The organism is Chitinophaga oryziterrae, from assembly GCF_009758125.1.
Taxonomy (GTDB): Bacteria; Bacteroidota; Bacteroidia; order Chitinophagales; family Chitinophagaceae; genus Chitinophaga; species Chitinophaga oryziterrae.
Genome location: NZ_WRXO01000002.1, coordinates 21,176 through 42,073, shown reverse-complemented (window position 1 = coordinate 42,073; position 20,898 = coordinate 21,176). Strand labels below are relative to the sequence as shown.

10 protein-coding genes are annotated in these 20,898 nt (G+C 43.5%); 7 read left to right on the top strand and 3 right to left on the bottom strand.

Annotated features, from left to right (window positions below; genetic code table 11):
* Positions 1-15 precede the first annotated feature (15 nt).
* From GO495_RS07720 to GO495_RS07710, 3 genes are read right to left on the bottom strand one after another with little or no spacing between them, the layout of a single operon-like run.
* Complete coding sequence (locus GO495_RS07720; RefSeq protein ID WP_157299147.1) at positions 16-912, bottom strand: aldo/keto reductase; 897 nt, start codon at positions 910-912, stop codon at positions 16-18.
* A gap of 17 nt (positions 913-929) precedes the next feature.
* Positions 930-3,191 (bottom strand): DUF2357 domain-containing protein, encoded by a 2,262-nt coding sequence (locus GO495_RS07715; RefSeq protein WP_170302650.1) that lies wholly within the window; start codon positions 3,189-3,191, stop codon positions 930-932.
* Position 3,192: 1 nt separating this feature from the next.
* Positions 3,193-4,917, bottom strand: coding sequence for an McrB family protein (locus tag GO495_RS07710; protein WP_157299145.1), 1,725 nt, complete (start codon positions 4,915-4,917; stop codon positions 3,193-3,195).
* 244 nt (positions 4,918-5,161) lie between these two features.
* On the opposite strand from GO495_RS07710, the gene GO495_RS07705 reads away from it, so the two are divergent.
* The 7 genes from GO495_RS07705 (at position 5,162) to GO495_RS07675 (ending at position 20,885) form a co-directional block, all read left to right on the top strand.
* On the top strand, positions 5,162-5,818 hold the full coding sequence (locus GO495_RS07705) for a GIY-YIG nuclease family protein (RefSeq protein ID WP_157299144.1): 657 nt from the start codon (positions 5,162-5,164) through the stop codon (positions 5,816-5,818).
* 169 nt (positions 5,819-5,987) lie between these two features.
* Complete coding sequence (locus tag GO495_RS07700; RefSeq protein ID WP_157299143.1) at positions 5,988-6,734, top strand: DUF6515 family protein; 747 nt, start codon at positions 5,988-5,990, stop codon at positions 6,732-6,734.
* Positions 6,735-7,404: 670 nt separating this feature from the next.
* Positions 7,405-14,319, top strand: a complete 6,915-nt coding sequence (locus tag GO495_RS07695; protein ID WP_157299142.1) for a type I polyketide synthase — start codon at positions 7,405-7,407, stop codon at positions 14,317-14,319.
* Positions 14,320-14,333: 14 nt separating this feature from the next.
* Positions 14,334-18,593, top strand: coding sequence for a type I polyketide synthase (locus GO495_RS07690; protein ID WP_157299141.1), 4,260 nt, complete (start codon positions 14,334-14,336; stop codon positions 18,591-18,593).
* Positions 18,581-18,877, top strand: coding sequence for an acyl carrier protein (locus GO495_RS07685; RefSeq protein WP_157299140.1), 297 nt, complete (start codon positions 18,581-18,583; stop codon positions 18,875-18,877). The genes GO495_RS07690 and GO495_RS07685 overlap by 13 nt, the downstream gene beginning before the upstream one ends.
* Entirely contained in the window at positions 18,868-19,683 is an 816-nt protein-coding gene (locus tag GO495_RS07680) for an alpha/beta fold hydrolase (protein WP_157299139.1), read from the top strand. Before GO495_RS07685 ends, GO495_RS07680 begins: the two co-directional genes overlap by 10 nt.
* Positions 19,662-20,885 (top strand): glycosyltransferase, encoded by a 1,224-nt coding sequence (locus tag GO495_RS07675; protein WP_157299138.1) that lies wholly within the window; start codon positions 19,662-19,664, stop codon positions 20,883-20,885. Before GO495_RS07680 ends, GO495_RS07675 begins: the two co-directional genes overlap by 22 nt.
* Positions 20,886-20,898: the final 13 nt, after the last annotated feature.

The following is a 20,898-nucleotide window of genomic DNA, read 5'->3' as shown; positions in this document are numbered from 1 at the left end:
ACCTGCCAATGCAATTTATCTGTACTGATCGTAATAATTAACCGCCAGTGCATTTCTCAACATCTGTATACCTGCAGCTGTCAGCATAGGTGTGTCAGAAACACCGGCCACTTCTTCCAGCTGCGGTAATGTCCGTATCCCCACTACCGCAGAGCTAACCATTGGCTGCTCCAATACAAACCTCAGCGCTGTTTGTGCGGAGCTCCGTTCCGGACCAGATAAACTCGCCACCGTATTCGCCGCTGCTCGAATCTCTTCTTCTTTATAGTTAAAGTATGGCTCAGCGGGTTTCCCTGCCAGTAATCCTTTAGCAATAGCGCCTCTCACCAGTAATCCTATATGTTCGGTATTCAGTAAGGGCAGCATACTTTCTTCAGGTCTTCTGTCCAGCAGGCTGTACTGCATCATTACGCTTGTAATATTGGAGCGTTTCACATATTCGCGGATCACATTGGGCCTGATAGAGGAAATACCATAATACCTGATCTTACCCTGTTGCTGCAACAGTTCAAAGGTTTCTATGATATCATCAACAGGATCTTCCATAGTACCACCATGCAACTGGTAAAGATCTATATAATCAGTTTTCAATCTGCGCAGGCTTTCTTCTACTGCTTTGAGAATATAGTCCTTATTGGTATTCCATACCCATCCGCTGCCATCGCTTTTCCACTGGTTACCCACCTTAGTGGCGATGATCGCATCTTCACGTCTACCTTCCAGGGCTTTTCCAAGCTGTGCTTCATTTTGTCCATGCTGATAGAGGTCTGCGGTATCAAAAAAATTGATGCCTTTGTCCAGTGCCTTATGCACCAGGGAGATATTGTCAGCGGTGCTATCGCCTAAAGACATACATCCAAAGCCGATTTCGCTGATATCAAGGTTAGAGTTGCCCAGGATTCTGTAGTTCATAGGCCTAAGTTAAGAATTTATGAATTCTCCCCACCTAACAGTGTATCCCTTTCTGTGATTGTTTTTATGAATCCATTTACAGGATTGTTAATATATTCCATTTTGGTATATCTTATATTACTCACTACCCCTTTGATCTGCAGATATTCATCCAATGTTCTTTTATTGCCCAGTTTTAATACCAGACATTTCCTCGTCTCATCCCGGAATAATTCATGATCAGGAGGATATACATCTTTCCTGGCCTTCCAGTAATGACTTACAATCTCATAAACGTATTTAATCCCTTTCCCTTCAACATAATGAGCGAAATAACGAAGTGTTCCTTCTCCCAGGGCAGGAAGAAATGATTTATAATCAAACAATGGCATTTCCGCACTTTGCAGATAATGGACCCGCACGAAATCTTCTTCTTTTATAAACGGAATAAAAACAAATGTTTCTTCTCTCCGATACGCTTTCCCCTTCTGTGGATGAGATTCCCTCAGTAATTTTACGGCCTCGGTGTTGATGATATACGAAATACGGTTTTTTAACAACGCATTAGTCAGATCCTGTCCGGGACAAAATGGAATACCGCAGATATCAGGTGGCATTTGACTGTTCAGATTCTCTATTTGTACAAGAGTACCTTGCCCGGGATATAACAGGTATGCTCCCATTACTTCCCTGCTCAGTTTGTTTTTACCCTTTTCTCTATGATAGATAACATTCCGGAACGTGTGCAGACGGTCCATATCGCCTTCGTAGGGAAGATCTGGCAGATTAATATCATCCGATTTGACCACCCTGTATCTAACATTGAAAAGATAAGTGAGATATAAATTGTCTGGAAGATCTTTCTTCCTTACTCTTAGCACGATATCCGGACGCACAGTTCCTCTTCCTACCCCAGAATCATTTTTATCAAATTTGCTATCGAATAATAATTCCTGATATAGTTCTACTACATTTCCATTACCAAATTCCAAGACGATCTTTGAACTCATATCATTGTCCGCTGATAAAATGAATTGATCGCGCGTTGTTTCAGGCAGCTTTATTACTTTGACCTTTTTACCTCCCAATGATTTAACTAATTCTACCATCTCAAGAAAACACCATAGCCGGTATAAATAATCTATATTTTTCAGTTCTATTTCATACAGTCCTTCAAACAACCTATATCCTTTCTTTAATTTGCCCCAGTCTTCAATCAGACTTTCATACCCGTCCTTATTTGCCAGTACATAAGTAATCTTGTCAATATTTTCTATATCGCGAACTATCTGGAAAAGAGGTTGCTCCGGGATCCAGCCTAATGCTTTATAAGCATAATCAAGCTGCGCCCTGTATTCATTCGTCATTCGTTTACAGACCTCATGAGCTTTCACCCGTTTATTTACCCGTTCATACTTACCGATAATATCTTTCAGAATAAATTTCACTACCCTGTTTTCATAATTATCGTTCAGAGATTTATTACCGGCCAAAACAAAGTGTTTATTAGGATCTCCCGTAAACTTGTCAATCTTCCCCTGAAGCACGTTCGTGGCATTTTCTATACGTATTTCTCTTTTGATTCTCTCTATTCTTTCATTTTTGGTATATGGGCGATTAAGAATAAAATCGAAACTGCGAAGAATATTTTGATAGACGTTGTCAAAGAAAATCCACCACAACATATCACTGTAAGTTCCTGGCACACTGTCGGCATTATGATAGGTGATTTTCATATAATCCAGTACCAGCCGGGGATAAACAACTTCAATATCATGTATCATCAATGGGAAATGTTTTTTCAACGGCATTCTTACAGAAAACACTTCAAACCTGAAAACAATTGTTTTAGGAATAGTTCCTCTGTCATAACTGATCCTCAGATCAAAAAATCCAACATCCTGCTGATACCGGAGGTTTCCGTCAAGTTGATAAGTACCATTCACAGTTTCCATTACTGTAAATTCCCTTGTAACTTGTTTGTTTTTAGAGTAGACCCGGGGAATTGATATTATATCCCCCAGGAATTCAATTTTTACCTTATATAGCCTGTTTTCAAAAAAGACGGGCTGTTTAACAGATGTGATTGTCTCCTTTTTCAAACTTTCTGTCTCCGGGTTCCATATATAGAATTCTTCCAGCAAAGACATGTCTGAAAACAGATATTCTGTCGTAAAATATTCTTCCCTATCCCTTTCTTTTATTTTAATAAATGTTTCGTAGAAAGAACTTTCTGCTTCCTCATATGCAGCAAAGATCCGGACCAAAAAATCTGCGTGTCTGATAATTATTATCTCCATATTAGTTCCAGAATGACGTGTAACCATTATTATTTAATCGGAATTGCATCTGTAAGAGTTTTTTATGACTCTCCGGAAACTTAGTGCCGATCTTCTCTAATAACCCATTAATAATGCTGCCGCATTTTTTTTCATTGCCTTCAATCCTGGATAGTATTTTCATCATAATCATTTCATCCAGGCAAGTGAACAGCCACTTTTTTGAGGTTATGTTGGGTGGTTGTAATGATGCATTATATGTGCAATAAATCAGCATCTCGTCTCTTACACGGTAGGCAAACATGAAAGGGGAATTAATTAACGCCTCATTTATTTCTTCTAATTCTTTTATGACCTTCCTGCCTATATCAGGGTTGTCATTATACACCATATTTACGTCCTGGGGCTGTCCCAGCAGATCCTCAGCGCTGATATAGACATCAGGATATTCCCAGTCATTCTCAGGCAAGCCAAGTCCTTTATTCAGATCTACCTTATTCATCTCAATCGTCATAGCCCTGTCCAGGACCTTACGACTAAAAGAATGTGTTGTTTCATCCATATTGACAGTACCCATCACGATAAGATTAGGTGGCATAGTAATCCCCAGTGAAAGAAATTGTTGCTGTAATGCCACTTCATTTTCTAATCCCAGGTTCAACCAGAAAGAGGGGTCTTCGTTACTATATAACAATATATCTTCTCTGCTGATAAAGGCATCCGAATACATTTGTTCCTCATGAAAACGCCTGGTTTCAATAATACTCAGGAATTCTGCAAAATACTGTTCCACTCTGGCCAGGTTCATTTCATCCAGGCATAACCAAAAGGGTACTTGTTTGTAGCGCCATGCCTTTATAATAAAGCGGATAAAAGCTGTAATGTTATATCTGATCATACCGCCCTTTTGTGTGGTATAGCCTATTAGTTCGGAAGAATCATACCAGTCGGGCTTTACCTTTATCAGTTCAAAATTGCCCGGCCTGTCAGAATATTGTAATTCCTTTTCATTACATGTTTTGTAAGCGAGTGTACGCACCAGGCTTGATTTCCCTATTCCACTTATTCCTGCAAGCAACACAAATGGTTTTGTTTTAACAGCCATTAAAATCTGTCTGTATTTATCTTTAACCTCCTCCATGAGATTTTGCAGCGGCGTACGTTGAGCTATAATTACATCACGAGGTTTTCCATATAAAGTCAATGGCATCCCTCCTAAAGAAGTATGCAATGCTTTGGCATTGGGTACCATTATCTCGGGCAACTCAAGCAATGCCTTACTACAGTACTCTAAAAGTTCAAAGGCAGGCCCCTTTTTGAATATCAGTTGCAGGTCCCTCACTTTTTCCAGTCTCAACTGAGGATGGTCTATCTGGGTATTCCATATTGGATAACCATTGGAATTCCCTATTGGCCTCCGCCATGCCCAGTCAGGCGGAATACTCCTTTCACTCATCACATACATTACCTGTAAAACATCATCTTTCCTGGCGATATACTCATGCTCTTCATACTCAAAGACCCATTCATCCAGATGAAAATTGTATTTGGTATAAATCTCCTCTCCCATTACCTCTGTAAAAAATGCTCTGCTCAGATACTTACATACATAAAAGATCTTAGCACCTGAATGATAAGCATCTAATCGATCTGAACATGAGAATATATATTTTCCATCACGAGATAGGATGTGAGGATAATCCTTATTCTTCCCTCCCTTTATTTCGCATATCTGTATGTTTTCCATTTTTCGAGGTCGTTTAAATCAAATTTAAGGCTTTAGGGCGCTAAAAAACAAATAATAATTTGATTATCAATACGATACGAACATAAAACTATCAATATAAAAATATTGCTATCAGAATGAAAACATTACCTCCATCAGTGATCATTAATCAACCTTTTTAACCTCAAATCATCATTTTCTTAAAATTTTTATCCACATTTGCATATATTAACCTTGGATACGATTGGCATCCCCCTGAAAAATTATGGAGCAAATAGCAATCGGAAAATGTGTGTACATCATTAATACAGGAAAGAACCTTTATAAGATCGGCAAAACCCAGGATCTTCAAAAGCGTCTCGCTTCCTATCATACTCACCTGCCCGTTATGTTCCGCGTCATCAGGCAATACGCCTCCAGCAACATGTCGGACCTCGAAGAATGCCTGCACATCATATTTCAGCATAAGCGTGTAAAGGGAGAATGGTTCGAACTCAATAAAGACGACCTCGTCATCTGTGATAATATTGCCCGCAACTATGCATTAACCAATCTGCATAAACAGGCAAGGAAGTACGCCGTGATTCATTACAGTGATAATCCGCTGCTCCAGGTAATGGAAGCCAATGAAAAATACTTACAGGACTACTCCCGTGTTGCCCAGGATATTGAACTGGGATTAAATACGGACGAAGTATTTGAACTGCACGAAGGAACAGTCTCCAAAGCTGTCATAGAAACCGTAAGACGCCTCTTAAAATACCGCACCCCTAACTCAGAATTCCTGAGCAAGTGGCTGAAAATCGTCAATGACCTTGGAGAAGGTATCAGCGAATCGACTATCCTGGAAAGATATAAAGGACAAATAAGCCGCACTACGATACAGATGATCAAAAGAATTCTCAGGAATCAACTGTACTAAACTAACATAGATATAGCAGAGATATACCCATCCTACGTTCGCGAACGAAGGATGAGCGAAGAAACGCTATATATGAAATGTTAAAATAGACTATTTGTTAAACCTCAACGTTAGATAGCTATCTAATTATAAACAGTCAATAGACAAGAAGATGAAAACGAAAATATATATGCTCACAATGCTTATGGCCCTTGTAAGTGTTACAGCATTCGCACAGCGTGGAGGCAGAGGGCATTTTGCCATGGGTGGAGGAGGACGTTTCTCAACAGGACCAAGGATTAGCGTAGGTGTAGGTGTATATGGCGGTGGATTCGGCGGATACTATCACGCTCCTGGTTACTACTACAGACCCTACAGACCTTACTATCATTTTTATGGTCCGCCAATAGGATTCAGACTGGGAGTACTGCCTTATGGCTTCCTGACGTTTAACACCGGATTCGGCCCTTACTACTATTACGATGGTACATTCTACCAGCCATATTACGATGAGCAGGAAAGAGTGGATCAGTACCAGGTAGTAGATCCTCCAATGGGAGTGGTCGTACCTAATCTGCCTAAACACTCAGAAACAGTAACAATAGACGGCAATACCTATTATCAGAAAAATGGTACACTGTACCAGGAAATAGTACAGGACAACGTTACCAAATATGTGGTAGTTGGTAAAAACGGTCAACTGGACAATGGTTCAGAACAACCTCAGGAAGAACAGCAACCACAAGGGCAACAGCAGCAGCCTGCCACTCCTCCACAGGAAACGGTCATGGCACAATTGCCCAGCGGTAGCCGTGGTGTAGAAATCAATGGTCAGCAATTATATGTTTCTCCGGACGGAATGTATTACCAGGAAGTAACTAATCCTGACAATTCCAGAGGTTACAAAATTGTAGGCAAAATGTCTGCAGATAATTAAGAAAGAGAAAGAAATTCAGGAGTGGAATATAGTAGTTCGCTATTATATTCCACTTCTCTTTTTTAGCCGGGAATTACGCAGTCAGCTATTCATATAAAAATATTTAAATGTTACCTTTCTGTTACGATAGTGCCTCAAATCGGAACTTAAGCTAGTTTTATTTAGAATTTTTCAGTAGCTTTAAGAAACCTTTAACATTCTAAGTACCCTAACTGTGAATGTATCTCAAATAACCGATAACCGTCTTTATGCTATTTTTATGGAACCCACTACTTCCTACAACGAAAAAGAAGCCCGTCAGGGAACTACCCATGTGATGTTGCTTTTAAATTCTTTTCAGTATCAATTTAGCATTACATCATTTGTAAGCATTTTGGTGTAGCAAAAGGATAACTTCTATTATCAAACTTTCTATTACTTATGTTGTTAATGACTGGACACTAGTTCTTTTACAACATATCCGCCATCCTCCAATCTGGAGAATCCGGCAGTTCAGCCTTCTATAATCCACACTATGAAAACACTTTCCAGTTCGTAGAAACAGGATGGAAGTGCTTTGCCTTCCGGGACCCAACAGAAAAGAATTATTACAGCGGTATTACGTAACACGATGATTGGCTAATCATGGTACTGGTAGTGTATTGCCCGTAACCAAAATTAAAAACCAGATATGAAAGCTCCTGTTATTATCGGGCTAACTCCCTTTGAATGTCCTGATGTAAACCTTGTCATGGCCCTGGCAAAAGCAAAAGCGTTTCCCGTACTTCACCTTGGACGTGATAAAGCCGTCGCTATTAAAGCATTGGAAGCGCTGAAAGATCTCCCTGACTTCGGCGTATGTTTCCCTGCAACAACAGATTTTGCCGATCTCCCTCTACCTAAACAGGTATCCATTGTAATAGCGCCTTTTGGCATTAAAATGGCCACCAGAAAGAATGTACAGCTATTCTACCAGGTACATAGCCTGGCAGAAGCACTGCAGGCTAAAGCCGGAAATGCAAACGGAATTATCGTAAAAGGAAATGAAAGCGCCGGAAAAACCGGGGAAGAATCATCCTTTATATTATTCCAACAGATAATCCTCGCCCTTCCCGATACGGATATATGGGTACAGGGCGGTGCAGGAATTCACACATCTTCTGCATTAATCGCTACAGGTGCAAAGGGCATAATACTGGACAGTCAACTCGTATTATTTCCGGAATGTAACGCCCCTTCCTCCATTAAAAATGTATGCGAAAAATTAAATGGGAATGAAACACGTGTGATCGATAATTTTCGTGTACTCGTTCGTCCAAACTCTCCGGTTATACCAGAAAATGCAACCTTTGCTGATATAGAAAAATATCTTGGCCCGCTTGATCTCGACAAAGGTTATCTCCCATTAGGACAAGACATCGCCATTTCAATCGACCTCGTTAAACGATATAAAAAACTCAGCAGACTGATAACCGGCATCCGGGAAGGCATCCGCGGACACCTCCACCAGGCCAAGACCATTAATGTTATCAGTCCGGGTAATGCACTGGCACAGGAACTAAACATTCCTTACCCCATCGCACAAGGCCCTATGACACGCGTAAGCGATGTACCTGCATTTGCAGAAGCAGTGGCTAACGCCGGTGCGCTGCCCTTCGTGGCCCTCTCATTATTGAAAGGAGAAAGCGCCCTGCAGTTAATTCAACAAACCAAGAAGCTGGCGCGCGACAAAACCTGGGGGGTAGGCATCCTCGGCTTTGCTCCCCAGGAATTGCGCGACGAACAGATTGAATATATTAAACAGGAAAAACCGCCCATCGTACTGATTGCAGGTGGCAGACCTTCCCAGTCTAAAGCACTGGAACAAATGGGTATCAAATCATTCCTGCATGTTCCTTCTGCTTCTTTATTAGATATGTTTCTTAAAGAAGGCGCCAGAAGATTTGTTTTCGAAGGCAGGGAATGCGGCGGCCACGTTGGCCCTTTATCCAGCCTGGTGCTATGGGAAAAACAAATAGACCGCTTATTACAGGAAGATCATGCAGAACATCTTAATATCTTCTTTGCAGGCGGTATCCATGATTCCCTGTCTACCGCTTTCATCTCCGTAATGTCCGCCTCCCTGGCTACCAAAGGAGCTAAGATAGGTGTGCTGATGGGCACCGCTTATATCTATACGAAAGAAGCAGTGAAGACCGGGGCTATCCTCCAACAATTCCAGGACCAGGCCATTTCACATACCAGCACCGTATTACTGGAAACGGCTCCCGGCCATGAAACCCGTTGTTTACAATCTCCTTTTGCCGACTTCTTTACGGAAGAGAAAAATAAACTGATTGCAGAAAATCTTGATAAAAAAGAGATCTGGGGCAAACTGGAACAACTGAACGTAGGCCGGTTAAGAATTGCTGCAAAAGGATTAGACAGAAAAGAGAATGACCTCGTAACTGTTGACCCACAACAACAGGCAAAAGACGGCATGTACATGATAGGCCAGGTGGCCGCTATGAGAAATGAGACCGTTTCCATGGCGGACTTACACAAAGACGTAGCCGTTAATAATTTCACACATATACAGGCGGCTGTTTTATCAGCACCTGTCAATGTCCCCGACAAAGCATTGGACGTAGCCATCATCGGCATGGCCTGCATCTATCCGGGCGCTAAAAACATTGAGGAATTCTGGAGCAATATCCTTGCAGGAAAAGATTGTGTAACAGAAGTCCCCGACGAGCGTTGGAATAAAGAACTCTATTATGATGGCGCTTCTACAGATGGTGATAAAACACCTTCCAAATGGGGTGGCTTCATTCCCCGTATAGATTTTGATCCTGTTGTATTCGGTATTCCGCCACAATCACTGGCAGCCATAGATCCTACCCAGTTATTAAGTTTACTCGTGGCAAAACAGGCGCTTGAAAATGCAGGTTATGCTGATAAGGATTTTAATGGAGAAGATGTCTCTGTGATCATAGGTGCGGAAGGCGGAAACGACCTGGCTAATAATTACGGCTTCCGCTCCCTCTACCGCCAGTTCTTAGGTGAAATGCCGGCAGAACTGGATAATGCCTTACCTAAACTGACAGAAGATTCCTTCCCGGGTGTACTGGCCAACGTTATCTCCGGCCGTATCACCAACAGACTGAACTTAGGTGGCCGTAACTATACCGTAGATGCTGCCTGTGCTTCCTCTCTGGCTGCTATTGACCTGGCCTGCCAGGAACTGATCCTTGAGAAATCAGATATGGTGCTGGCAGGTGCTGCCGATTTGCACAATGGTATCAACGATTATTTAATGTTCTCCAGCACACATGCACTCTCTAAAACCGGCCGCTGCGCTACTTTCGATTCAGCTGCGGACGGGATCGCATTAGGTGAAGGCGTGGCCATGATAGTACTGAAAAGACTGGCAGACGCTAAACGTGATGGCGATACCATCTACGCTGTTATTAAAGGGGTAGGCGGTTCCAGCGACGGTAAAAGCCTGGGCTTAACTGCTCCGCGTAAAGCAGGACAAATAAAAGCACTCGAAAGAGCGTACGAACAGAGTGGTGTTTCGCCGGCTTCCGTAGGACTGGTAGAAGCGCATGGTACCGGCACTGTGGTAGGTGACAAAACAGAATTAAGCGCCATCTCCGATATGCTGATACAGTCCGGCGCTATCACAGGACAGGCTCACCTGGGCTCTGTTAAAACACAGATCGGACATACCAAGTGCGCGGCAGGATTAGCCGGATTGATCAAAGCAACCCTTTCTGTATATCACGGCGTAAAACCTCCTACCCTTCACATCAAAAATCCTAACAGCTATTATAATGAATCCACCAGCCCCTTCCTCTTCAATACAGAAGCAGGCTTGTGGATGGACGATATACGCCGTGCAGGTATCAGCGCCTTCGGTTTTGGTGGCACCAACTTCCATGCAGTCATTGAAAATGAAGGTAACCAGCCGCAAGAAAGAGCCATTACAAAATCCTGGACGTCTGAATTGTTCGTTTTCAGAGGTAATGTAGAACAGTCCTTGCAATCTGTACGTACCCTGCTTGAAAACAACGATAACATCCCCCTGAAAGATGTTGCCTACAGCCTTATAGTTAAAAGTGATGAACCCATCCAATTATCTATCGTAGCCAATAGCAGGGAAGATTTAATGCTGAAAATTGAGCTGGCATTATCGGGTGCTAACGCCAAAGAAATATATGTAACACAAAAACTGGAAGGGAAAGTAGCATTCCTTTTCCCGGGGCAGGGAAGTCAGCGTATCAACATGGCAAGAGAACTGTTTGTAACGTTCCCGGCTATGCGCAGGCTGTTAAAAAACAATTCTTCCTATGAGAAGATCCTGTTCCCTAATGCCGTATTTAATGATAACGCTGCGAAAAAACAGAAGGAACAGATTAAAGATACCCGCGTTGCGCAACCATTGTTAGGAGTGGTAGACCTGGCAATTGCCAACTTGTTAAAAGAGCTGGGTATTCAGCCGGATATGGTAGCAGGGCATAGCTATGGTGAATTACCTGCTTTATGTTTTGCAAATGTATTCCCGGAAGACCAGTTGATATCTCTCAGTGAGAAAAGGGCTAAATCCATCCTCGACGCAATTGTAGAAGACAAAGGCGTGATGGTGGCTGTGAACTGTTCTAAGGAAGAACTGGCCAATATTACGAAAGAAGAAAATGGTGTGTACCCGGTAAATCATAATTCTCCGTTGCAATGGGTATTGGCGGGCACTACAAAAGACATGGAACGCTTCATGGAACAACTGAAGCAGTTGAAAATATCCTTTAAACAACTGGAAGTAGCCTGCGCATTCCACAGCCCTTTATTATCCGGCTCCAAAGCCCTGTATAAAAAGGCTATCAGCGATGTTACTTTCAGCAGCCCGTCTATCCCCGTATGGTCTAACACTACTACAAAATTATATCCCACAGTAGCCAAAGACATCAAAGAACTGCTGACAGACCATCTCGTTAAACCAGTACGTTTTACAGAAGAGATTGAGCAGATGTATGAAGCAGGAGCCAGGGTATTTGTAGAGGTGGGGCCTGGTAAAGTATTATCCGGCCTTACAAAAGCAATTATCGGAAAGGATGAACTGATCCTTCATACAGAAGATAAACAGGCGATCAATCGCCTGTTAAATACGATCGCCAGGTACATTGCCAGCGGCAGGGAAGTAAAACTGGAAAAGTTGTTTGAAGACAGGGATGCACAACTCCTGCAGTTAGACACCCCGGAACAATATAAAAAGAGCAGCACGGTATGGTATGTAAACGGCCAGTTATCCGTTCCTTCCGTAGGAAAACTGCCGGCGCATGGTGCATTGCCGATCACACAGCCATTACAACTCACAAGACAGGTGGTAGCAGCTCCTGTTGGCGGTAATGCGGAACATATAGTACAGGAATACCTGAACAGTGTAAAATACCTGGTGCAGGCACAAAGGGATGTGATCCTGGGCTATCTCGGCCACTCTCCGGCCACTTTCAGTCAGCCTGAAATAGTGCCGGTTCCCTTGAAAAAGGAAATCCCCGCTCCTGTTACGCAACAACCGGAAGCCATTCATGTACATATCAGGAAAGACCCTAAGAAAATCCTGATAGAAGTAGTGAGTGATAAAACAGGTTATCCGCATGAAATGCTGGGCATGGATATGGACATGGAAGCCGATCTGAGTATTGATTCTATCAAACGTATGGAAATCATCGGTGAACTGAGAACACAGTTAGGTGGTTTTAAAACAGCCGGCAAAAGTGATGAAACCGTTGTTGAACAATTGTCAGGTATCAAAACATTAAATGGATTATTACAGTGGATAGCAGAAAATGTAGATTATAACCTGCCTGATACAGGTGGTATCTCTTTACAACATGCTGTTCAGCAGCCAACAGCTGAAAAGAGCTGGTCTGAACAGGATATCAGGAGTACCATATTACTCACCGTAAGTGAAAAGACCGGCTACCCACAGGATATGCTTGGACTGGACCTCGACCTGGAAGCTGATCTCAGTATAGATTCCATCAAACGTATGGAAATCCTGGGAGAGCTGAAAGTAAAGATAGGTGGCTTCGGACAGTCGGAAGATAAAACAGAGGCATTGGCAGCTATCAAAACATTGAACGGATTAGTAAGCTGGATTGCGGCAAATATGACTTCCTCTTCCGGAACAATAGTCTCCATCGCAGAACCATCGGTTATTGCCAGGAAAGAAGTACTGTCACGTATTCGTTTTGCATTGACGCCCTCCCGCTTTGGCAATGCCATTCCGGAGAATTTAAGCGGACAGAAATTCGGTATCACTGATGATGGTAGCAGAGTCGCCTTATCTATTAAAACGTTACTGGAACAACAGGGCGCCGTTGTGAATATTATTGCTGACAGCGATTCTCTGGAAGGATACAACGGGTTGATCATCCTTGATATATTAGCTACTTCCCACAGGAAGAATATCCTGAGTGCTTTTGATACCATCAAGAAATTACATCCTGACACTGTAAAATGGGTATATGCCATATCAGGGATAGAAGCCACTGCTGATAATACACAACTCAGGAATTACCAGGGTTATCCCGGCTTCTTAAAAAGCCTCGATAAAGAGTGGGACAATACCAAATGCAGAAGCATCAGTCTCACGGGCACACTATCTCCTGAAGAAATTGCAACTATCACCTTAAATGAGATCAGGCATCCGGATGAACCTGCAGAAGTCATCTACCAGGATGGTATCCGCCATACTTTTGAACTGATCCCTTCTGCGATACCTACCGGCAGCATTTCAAATATCCAGCTGGATAAAAACGGGGTGATATTGGTACTGGGCGGCGCACAGGGTATTACGTCAGAACTGATGATCCGCTTCTCCAAAGAATACCCCTGCAATTATATCCTGGTAGGCAGGTCCGCAGATCCCCGTAAGGAAGGCCGGAATAAATATGCAGCATTCAGCAACAAAGACGATATCAAAAAACAACTGATCGCTGAAGGAGAATTCAGTAAGCCTGCTGAGATAGAAAAGAGAGCTTCCGATATTCATAAGAGCAACCAGATCCTGCATACCATTACTTCACTGGAAGCAAACGGCGCTATCGTTACCTATCATACGCTTGATCTCAGAAATGAACAGGAACTAAGTCATTTAATCAGCAGTGTATATAAAGACTATGGGAAGATAGATGGGGTGATTCATGGCGCCGGGTTATTAGAGGATAAACTGTTTCAACAGAAAACATCCGACTCTTTCGAAAGAGTATTCTCTACCAAAGTAACGCCGCTGAGAGTACTGGCAGAGCAATTACGGCCTGATGTGCAGTTCGTGATACTGTTCTCCAGTGTGGCCTCTGTGTATGGCAACCGTGGTCAAACGGATTACGCGGCAGCGAACAGTGTGATGGACCGTTACGCATGGGAGTTAAAGAAAACACTTAAAGGAAAAGTAACCGCCATCAACTGGGGGCCATGGAAAGGCACCGGCATGGTGTCCCCTACCCTGGAAAAAGAGTATGAACGCAGAGGTATTCCGCTGATCCCTTTAAAAGACGGCATGGAGATCTTTGTAAATGAACTGAAATATGGCAATGAGAGCCAGGTGCTGATCATGGCAGAATAACACAAACCATACAAATGAAAAACCAGGTAGATATTGCGATTATCGGAATGTCCGGTATTTTCCCGGGTGCGGGTGATATCCCTACGTTCTGGAATAATATAATAACCAGGAAAGACGCTATTCAGTTAGTACCGGAAAACAGATTAGATGCCACTTTCTTCGATCCTTTGTCCAACGCCGTAGACCGGTTCTATTGCCGTCGTGGAGGATTTATAGATGAATTTGCGTCCTTTGATCCTATTAAATTCGGTATCCTTCCTTTAGCCGTAGAAGGTACTGAACCAGAGCAGCTGCTTACCCTTTCCCTCGCACAACAGGCATTACAGGATGCAGGTGTGCTGGAAAGGAATTTGGAGAAAACCGGTATCATTATAGGGAAAGGTAATTATACAGGCCCCGGAGCTACCCGTGCAATAGAAATTGTGAGGACAGGAGAGCAGATCGTACAGGTACTGCAAACGTTGTTACCCGATCTGAAAAGTGAAGACCTGGATAAAGTGAAGAAGGAATTCCAGGTGAAGAAGGGCCGTTTCGGCCCCGACACGGCGATGGGACTGATACCTAACCTGGTAGCTTCACTGGTTGCCAACAGGCTGAATCTTGGCGGCGCAGCGTATACTATTGATGCTGCCTGTGCCAGTTCCCTTCTTGCAGTAGATCATGCCATGCAGGAATTGAGTTCTCATCGCTCTGATATGATCATCGCCGGTGGTGTGCATGTTTGTCAGAATGCCCCTTTCTGGAGCATCTTCACACAACTGGGTGCCTTATCCAGGGTAGGGCAGATCCGTCCTTTTGATCAGCGGGCAGATGGTTTGCTGATAGGAGAAGGATGTGGGTTTGTGGTGCTGAAAAGACTGGAAGACGCAATTAGAGATAACGACAGGATTTATGCGGTGGTGAAAGGTACAGGCGTTTCCAGCGATGGCGCAGGAACAAGTGTGATGAGCCCTTCCCGGAAAGGACAGTCTAAAGCTATTTTGCAGGCATGGCAGAATGCGGGCATTGATGTGAATGAAGTGGGATATATTGAAGCACATGGCACAGGTACTCCTTTGGGAGATAAGACAGAGCTGGATACGTTGGCTGATATCTTTGGCAGTGGCAAAGGCCAGTCAAAGGCCGGTATAGGCACTGTCAAGTCTATGATAGGGCATGCAATGCCCGCGGCAGGTATTGCCGGGTTAATCAAAACGGCCCTGGCGTTATACCATCACAAACTACCGCCTACTCTTCATTGTGAAGAACCATTAGCAGCTATGCAGCAAACCCGCTTTGAACCGGTGAGTGAAGTCCGTGACTGGGATGAACTGCCCAAACTGGCGGGTATTAATGCCTTCGGCTTTGGGGGGATTAACGCACATGTGGTGGTACAAGGCTTTACTTCTCCTGTGAAACCTATGTTCAATGGCATTTCTCCTGTTCTCAAAGCAGATGTATTGCTGCTGGCCAGGCCAGATGCTGAGGGTCTCATCAAAGCCCTGGAAAGAAATGAAACAGAACCAGGACGAGGTAATTACAGGATTGCCTTATTCAACCCTACTCCTGAACGTATCAAAAAAGCGATCAAAATAGTGAGCAGGGACCTCCCCTGGAGAAATAAACAGGATATCTGGTTTACCAATGATCCCCTTATCAGCAAAGGAGGTAAAATAGCCTTTCTCTTCCCCGGCTTAGATGGCCTCTCCGGCGGTGAAGTAGACAGCGTAGCCGAATACTTTAAGCTGCCCCGTTTTGAATCTGCGCAGGCTACTTCTGATGGTGTGTTGGACGCTGCGCTGCAACTCCTTGAAAGGAGCAGGATCATGGATACCGCATTGAAACAACTGGGCATCATTCCAGACCTCAATGCAGGTCATAGTCTGGGAGAATGGCTGGCAGGAAGGTCCTCCGGACTGGCAGAAGAATCTTCTGTCCTTGCTTTGCTGCAAGAACTCAATCCAGCCTCTTTTGAACAAAAAGATGCGCAATTCCTTGTCATCGGCTGTGGATACGATCGCATTGCTCCATATCTGAAAGATATCAAAGACCTCTACCTGTCTATGGATAACTGCCCTCAGCAGGTAATCTTATGTGGTACAGGCAAAGCAGTAGAAACACTGATGGTCATCCTTAGAGAAGAACAGATCTTCCACCAGGTACTCCCCTTCCAGTCAGGTTTCCACTCTCCTTTTGTAGAAAACAAACTGGACATATTGCTGACAGGCATCGGCAAAGTAAGTTTCCGGAAGACAACCATCCCTTTATGGTCTGCCACTACCCTCGATATCTATCCGGAAAGTGTAGAAGCTATCCGAGATCTCAGTATTGATCATTTAATAAAACCTGTCCGTTTTCGCGAACTTACAGAGAAACTATATAATGAAGGCGTCAGAGTATTTATACAGGCTGGTTCCGGCGGACTGATAGGATTTGTAGATGATACGCTGAAAAGTAAAACATACAGCGCTATTGCGGCCAACGTACCTGTAAGGTCAGGTATCGAGCAGTTACAGCGCGTATTAGCAGCCCTGTTTACCGAAGGGAAAGATATTAATTACTCTTTCTTAGGGATAGAAAACAAAACAAAGTCAAACCCCGTAAAACTACAGTTAGGATCTCCTATCCTAAAAGATCTCAACTCTCTCAAAAACTTACAGGTTACAAAAAAACAGACACCGGTATTAGAACCAGTAGGGTCCCCTGTAATGAAAGCATTCCAGGAAAACTGCGATGAAATAGCTGCTATCCAGGAAGAGATTATTGCACTGTTCAATGACAGGCCGGCAGTATTCAATCCAGGCTCAAACAGCAAATCCATCACATCAAACCCATTAAATGACCCTTTATCAAATAAATTAAATCCTGTTTCCAAACAACTGGATATCTCCCTGGATAATACGCCTTATCTCATAGATCATGCCCTCATCAGGCAAAGGCCGGGATGGCATTGCCCCGATGACATGGACCCGGTAATCCCGATGACCATGATCTTCGAACTATTCGCAGACATTGCCAGGGAAAACGCACCCGGTAAAATAGTAAACAAAATCTCTCTTATCCAGGTATTCCAATGGATGAACGTGGCCACTCCCTTCCGGGAAACCATCACAGGAGAATGGAAAGATGCCGGTAACATCTCCATGAACCTGGAAAATTATGCTAACGCATCCGTAGAACTATCTGATAACTATCAAAAACCAACCATATCTTCCCTTCAGACAGGGAACCCGTTAGACATTACCAAAACCCCGGCACAGATCTATGAAGAACACATGTTCCATGGCCCAGCCTACCAGGGGATTAAAGAGATAACAGCAGTAGGAGATAAAGGTATCACTGGTATTATAGAAAGCAGCACCGGTAAAGGTTCCTTACTCGATAACGCAGGACAACTCTTCGGTCTCTGGTTACAACTCACCTTAGAAAAAGACCGTATCGCCTTCCCCGTTAAAATCCAGGAAGTAGCCTTCTATGATAACATGCAGGACCAGCAAGGCTCTTTTGAATGCACCTGTGAACTCACAGAAATGAACGATGAATTTGCTACAGGCAACATCATCCTCAAAAGAAATAATAAAGTATGGGCGATTATCACCGGATGGCAAAACAGGAGACTGGAAATAGATGAAGCGCTATGGAGAATCTCCATGTCTCCGTTGCACAACAGGATGTCTGAAGAGATAGCTCCCGGCATCTTCATGTTCCACAACGCCTACCAGCGTGTAGTCTCCTGGGATTTTATTCTCAAAAGATATTTCAACCAGACCGAAAAAGCGTACATCCGTTCTCTCCTTCCCAACAAACGTAAAGAAAGGATCATCAGTCGCGTTGCAGTAAAAGACGCCGTAAGGGCTTTACTCAAACAACAAAAACAGGAAGCATATTATCCCATAGAATTCGAAGTCCGCACAGATGCAGCCGGGAAACCATTCCCACAGGGATCAATGACCAACGGTATTAACATCTCTATTGCACATAAAAATACAGATGCCGTAGGTATTGCCCGGTTTGATAAACCAGTAGGAATAGATATCGAAGAGATCAGTGAAAAAAGTGCAGGTTTCACAGAACTCGTTTTTACTGAAAGTGAGCTGAAACTGATAACAGATCCAGAATGGATTATCCGCGGCTGGGTTGCCAAAGAGGCATACGGGAAATACCTGGGTAAAGGCCTGCAGGGCAATCCTAAAGCATATACAATAGAAGAAATAACAGGAGATACTTTAAGAATTAAAGACGTTAGCATTAAAACAATCAAACATAACAACTACATAATAGGATGGACACTGTAACTAAAAGAAAATTGAACAGCGAAGAAATATTTGCTGCATTGAAAGTTTTTATCACCGAAGTTATCGGGGAAGAGTTTGTAGAAGATATGGATATCACCAGAGAAAGTTCTTTTACCAAAGATCTCGAAATGGACAGTATTGAAATTGTATCATTTTCAGAAAAGGTAAAGGCGCATTTTGGTGAGAACATTGATTTTACCGGCTGGCTATCAGGCATGGACCTGGATCAGCTGATCAATCTCAAACTGGATGACATCATAAAACACATTGAAACATGCCAGTAATCAAAGTCAACAATGCCACCGTACATATTCAGGAACTGAATAAAGGGGCGAAAGAAACAGTATTGCTGATTCATGGTATGTTCAGCAATCTGTCTGTTTATTATTTCAACATCGCACCCATCCTGGCGCAGAACTTTCATGTAGTGATGTACGACATGAAAAGCCATGGCATGAGCGCTAAATCTAAAGACGGCTATGACCTCAACACCATGACAGACGACCTGCTGGCCCTGATGGAAGCCCTGGAGCTGAAATCAGTATACCTGGCAGGATACAGTTACGGCGGACTGGTAGCCCTTAAAATGGCCATGCGTTATCCCGGCAGGGTTAAAAAGCTGGCAGTAATAGAAGCCCCCGATCCCAGCGACAACGAAACCCTGGGTATCATCGACATCTACAGTAAAGAATTCCTGGTAGACTATATCAACAACTTTACTGATACCACCAAAATGCGTATGGGCAAAAGACAGCTGGATAAAAACCACAGGATGTATGAATACCTGTTTAATGAAACATCCATTAAGTCAGACATGCACAACGAACGTGCCTTTTTTAAGGACGCGACTATCAGTAACATCTCACACGACACCTTACTGCTATATGGTAAGGATTCAAATTGCATTGATTCGGGCAAGAAATTATACGATACAATTATCAGGTCTAAACTGGTCTTCGTAAAAGGAGATCACAATGTTCCTATACAACAACCGGAAGAAATCGCTAACAGGCTGAAAGACTTTTTTGAAGGATGGCATATCAAATTCAAACAAATCAATAGCAGATTATGGCAAGGTTTGCGTTCATAGTACCACCCCTTACGGGGCATGTTAACCCAACACTCAGTCTTGGTGCAGAACTCCTGCAAAGAGGACATGAGGTAGGTTGGATAAGTCTGGATGCATCACTGGGAAACCGTTTACCCCAGGGTGGGCAGCTCCTGCTGCTGCAATACGACCAGAACGATGTAGAAAAAAGAGACAGTGAACAATACCTGGATCAGATCACTAAAAAGAATGTATCAGGTATAGAAAGCATCAAGTTTTTATATGAGGAGGTATTGATACCACTGAACAGGTATATGTTTGAAGGCATTACCATTATCCTGGATGCTTTTAAACCGGATGTGATCATCAATGACCATCAGCTGTTTTCCGGCGCTATCGCTGCCTATAAAATGCAGATCCCTTATGCGACTTCTGTCACCGCTCCGGCGGCAGTTAAAATGATGGAAGATTTACCGGGTGTACATGAATGGGAAATCAGGCAGATCGTTGCATTACAACAGGAACTGGGTATTCCGTACGACAGGGCCATTGTATGTTCCGAAGCCCTCACTATGATCTTTACCTCTAAAGATTTCTTTGGAGATATGTCCCTCCCTCCCTGGTATAAATTCATTGGGCCCGTTATTCAACACAGGGCAACCGTCACTTCCTTTAACTGGGAAAAGCTGTACCACCTCGGTGATGTGCCCAGGATATTAGTATCCATCGGCACTACGTTCGACCATACCTATAAAAAAGAATTCTTTCAGAAAGTAATTGATGCATTAGGCAATGAACCTGTGTCCGTAGTGGTGGTATCTGACCCTACTCTTTTTGAAGAGTGGCCGGACAACTTCGTAGTGCAGGAGAGAATCCCTCAACTGGAATTACTACCTCACCTGGATGCCGTGGTATGTCATGGCGGGCATAATACCGTATGTGAGAGTTTGTCGCATGGCCTGCCCCTGGTAGTGATACCTATTGCGTATGACCAGTCGCACGTAGCCGGCCGGGTGATACAGGTAGAGAGTGGTGTGCGGTTGAACTACAAACGTTTCAAAGCTGCACATCTGCATACTGCGGTATGGGAAATACTCCGCAACCCGGCGTATAAAGAAGCTGCCAAACGGATACAGTTTTCCTTTGAACAATCCGGTGGCGCAGTTACCGCCGCTAATCTGCTGGAGGAACTGGTACAGCAGCCTGCTTACAATCAGGCTTTTTACCGCAACCGCTTTTATTAATATAAAGAACCGA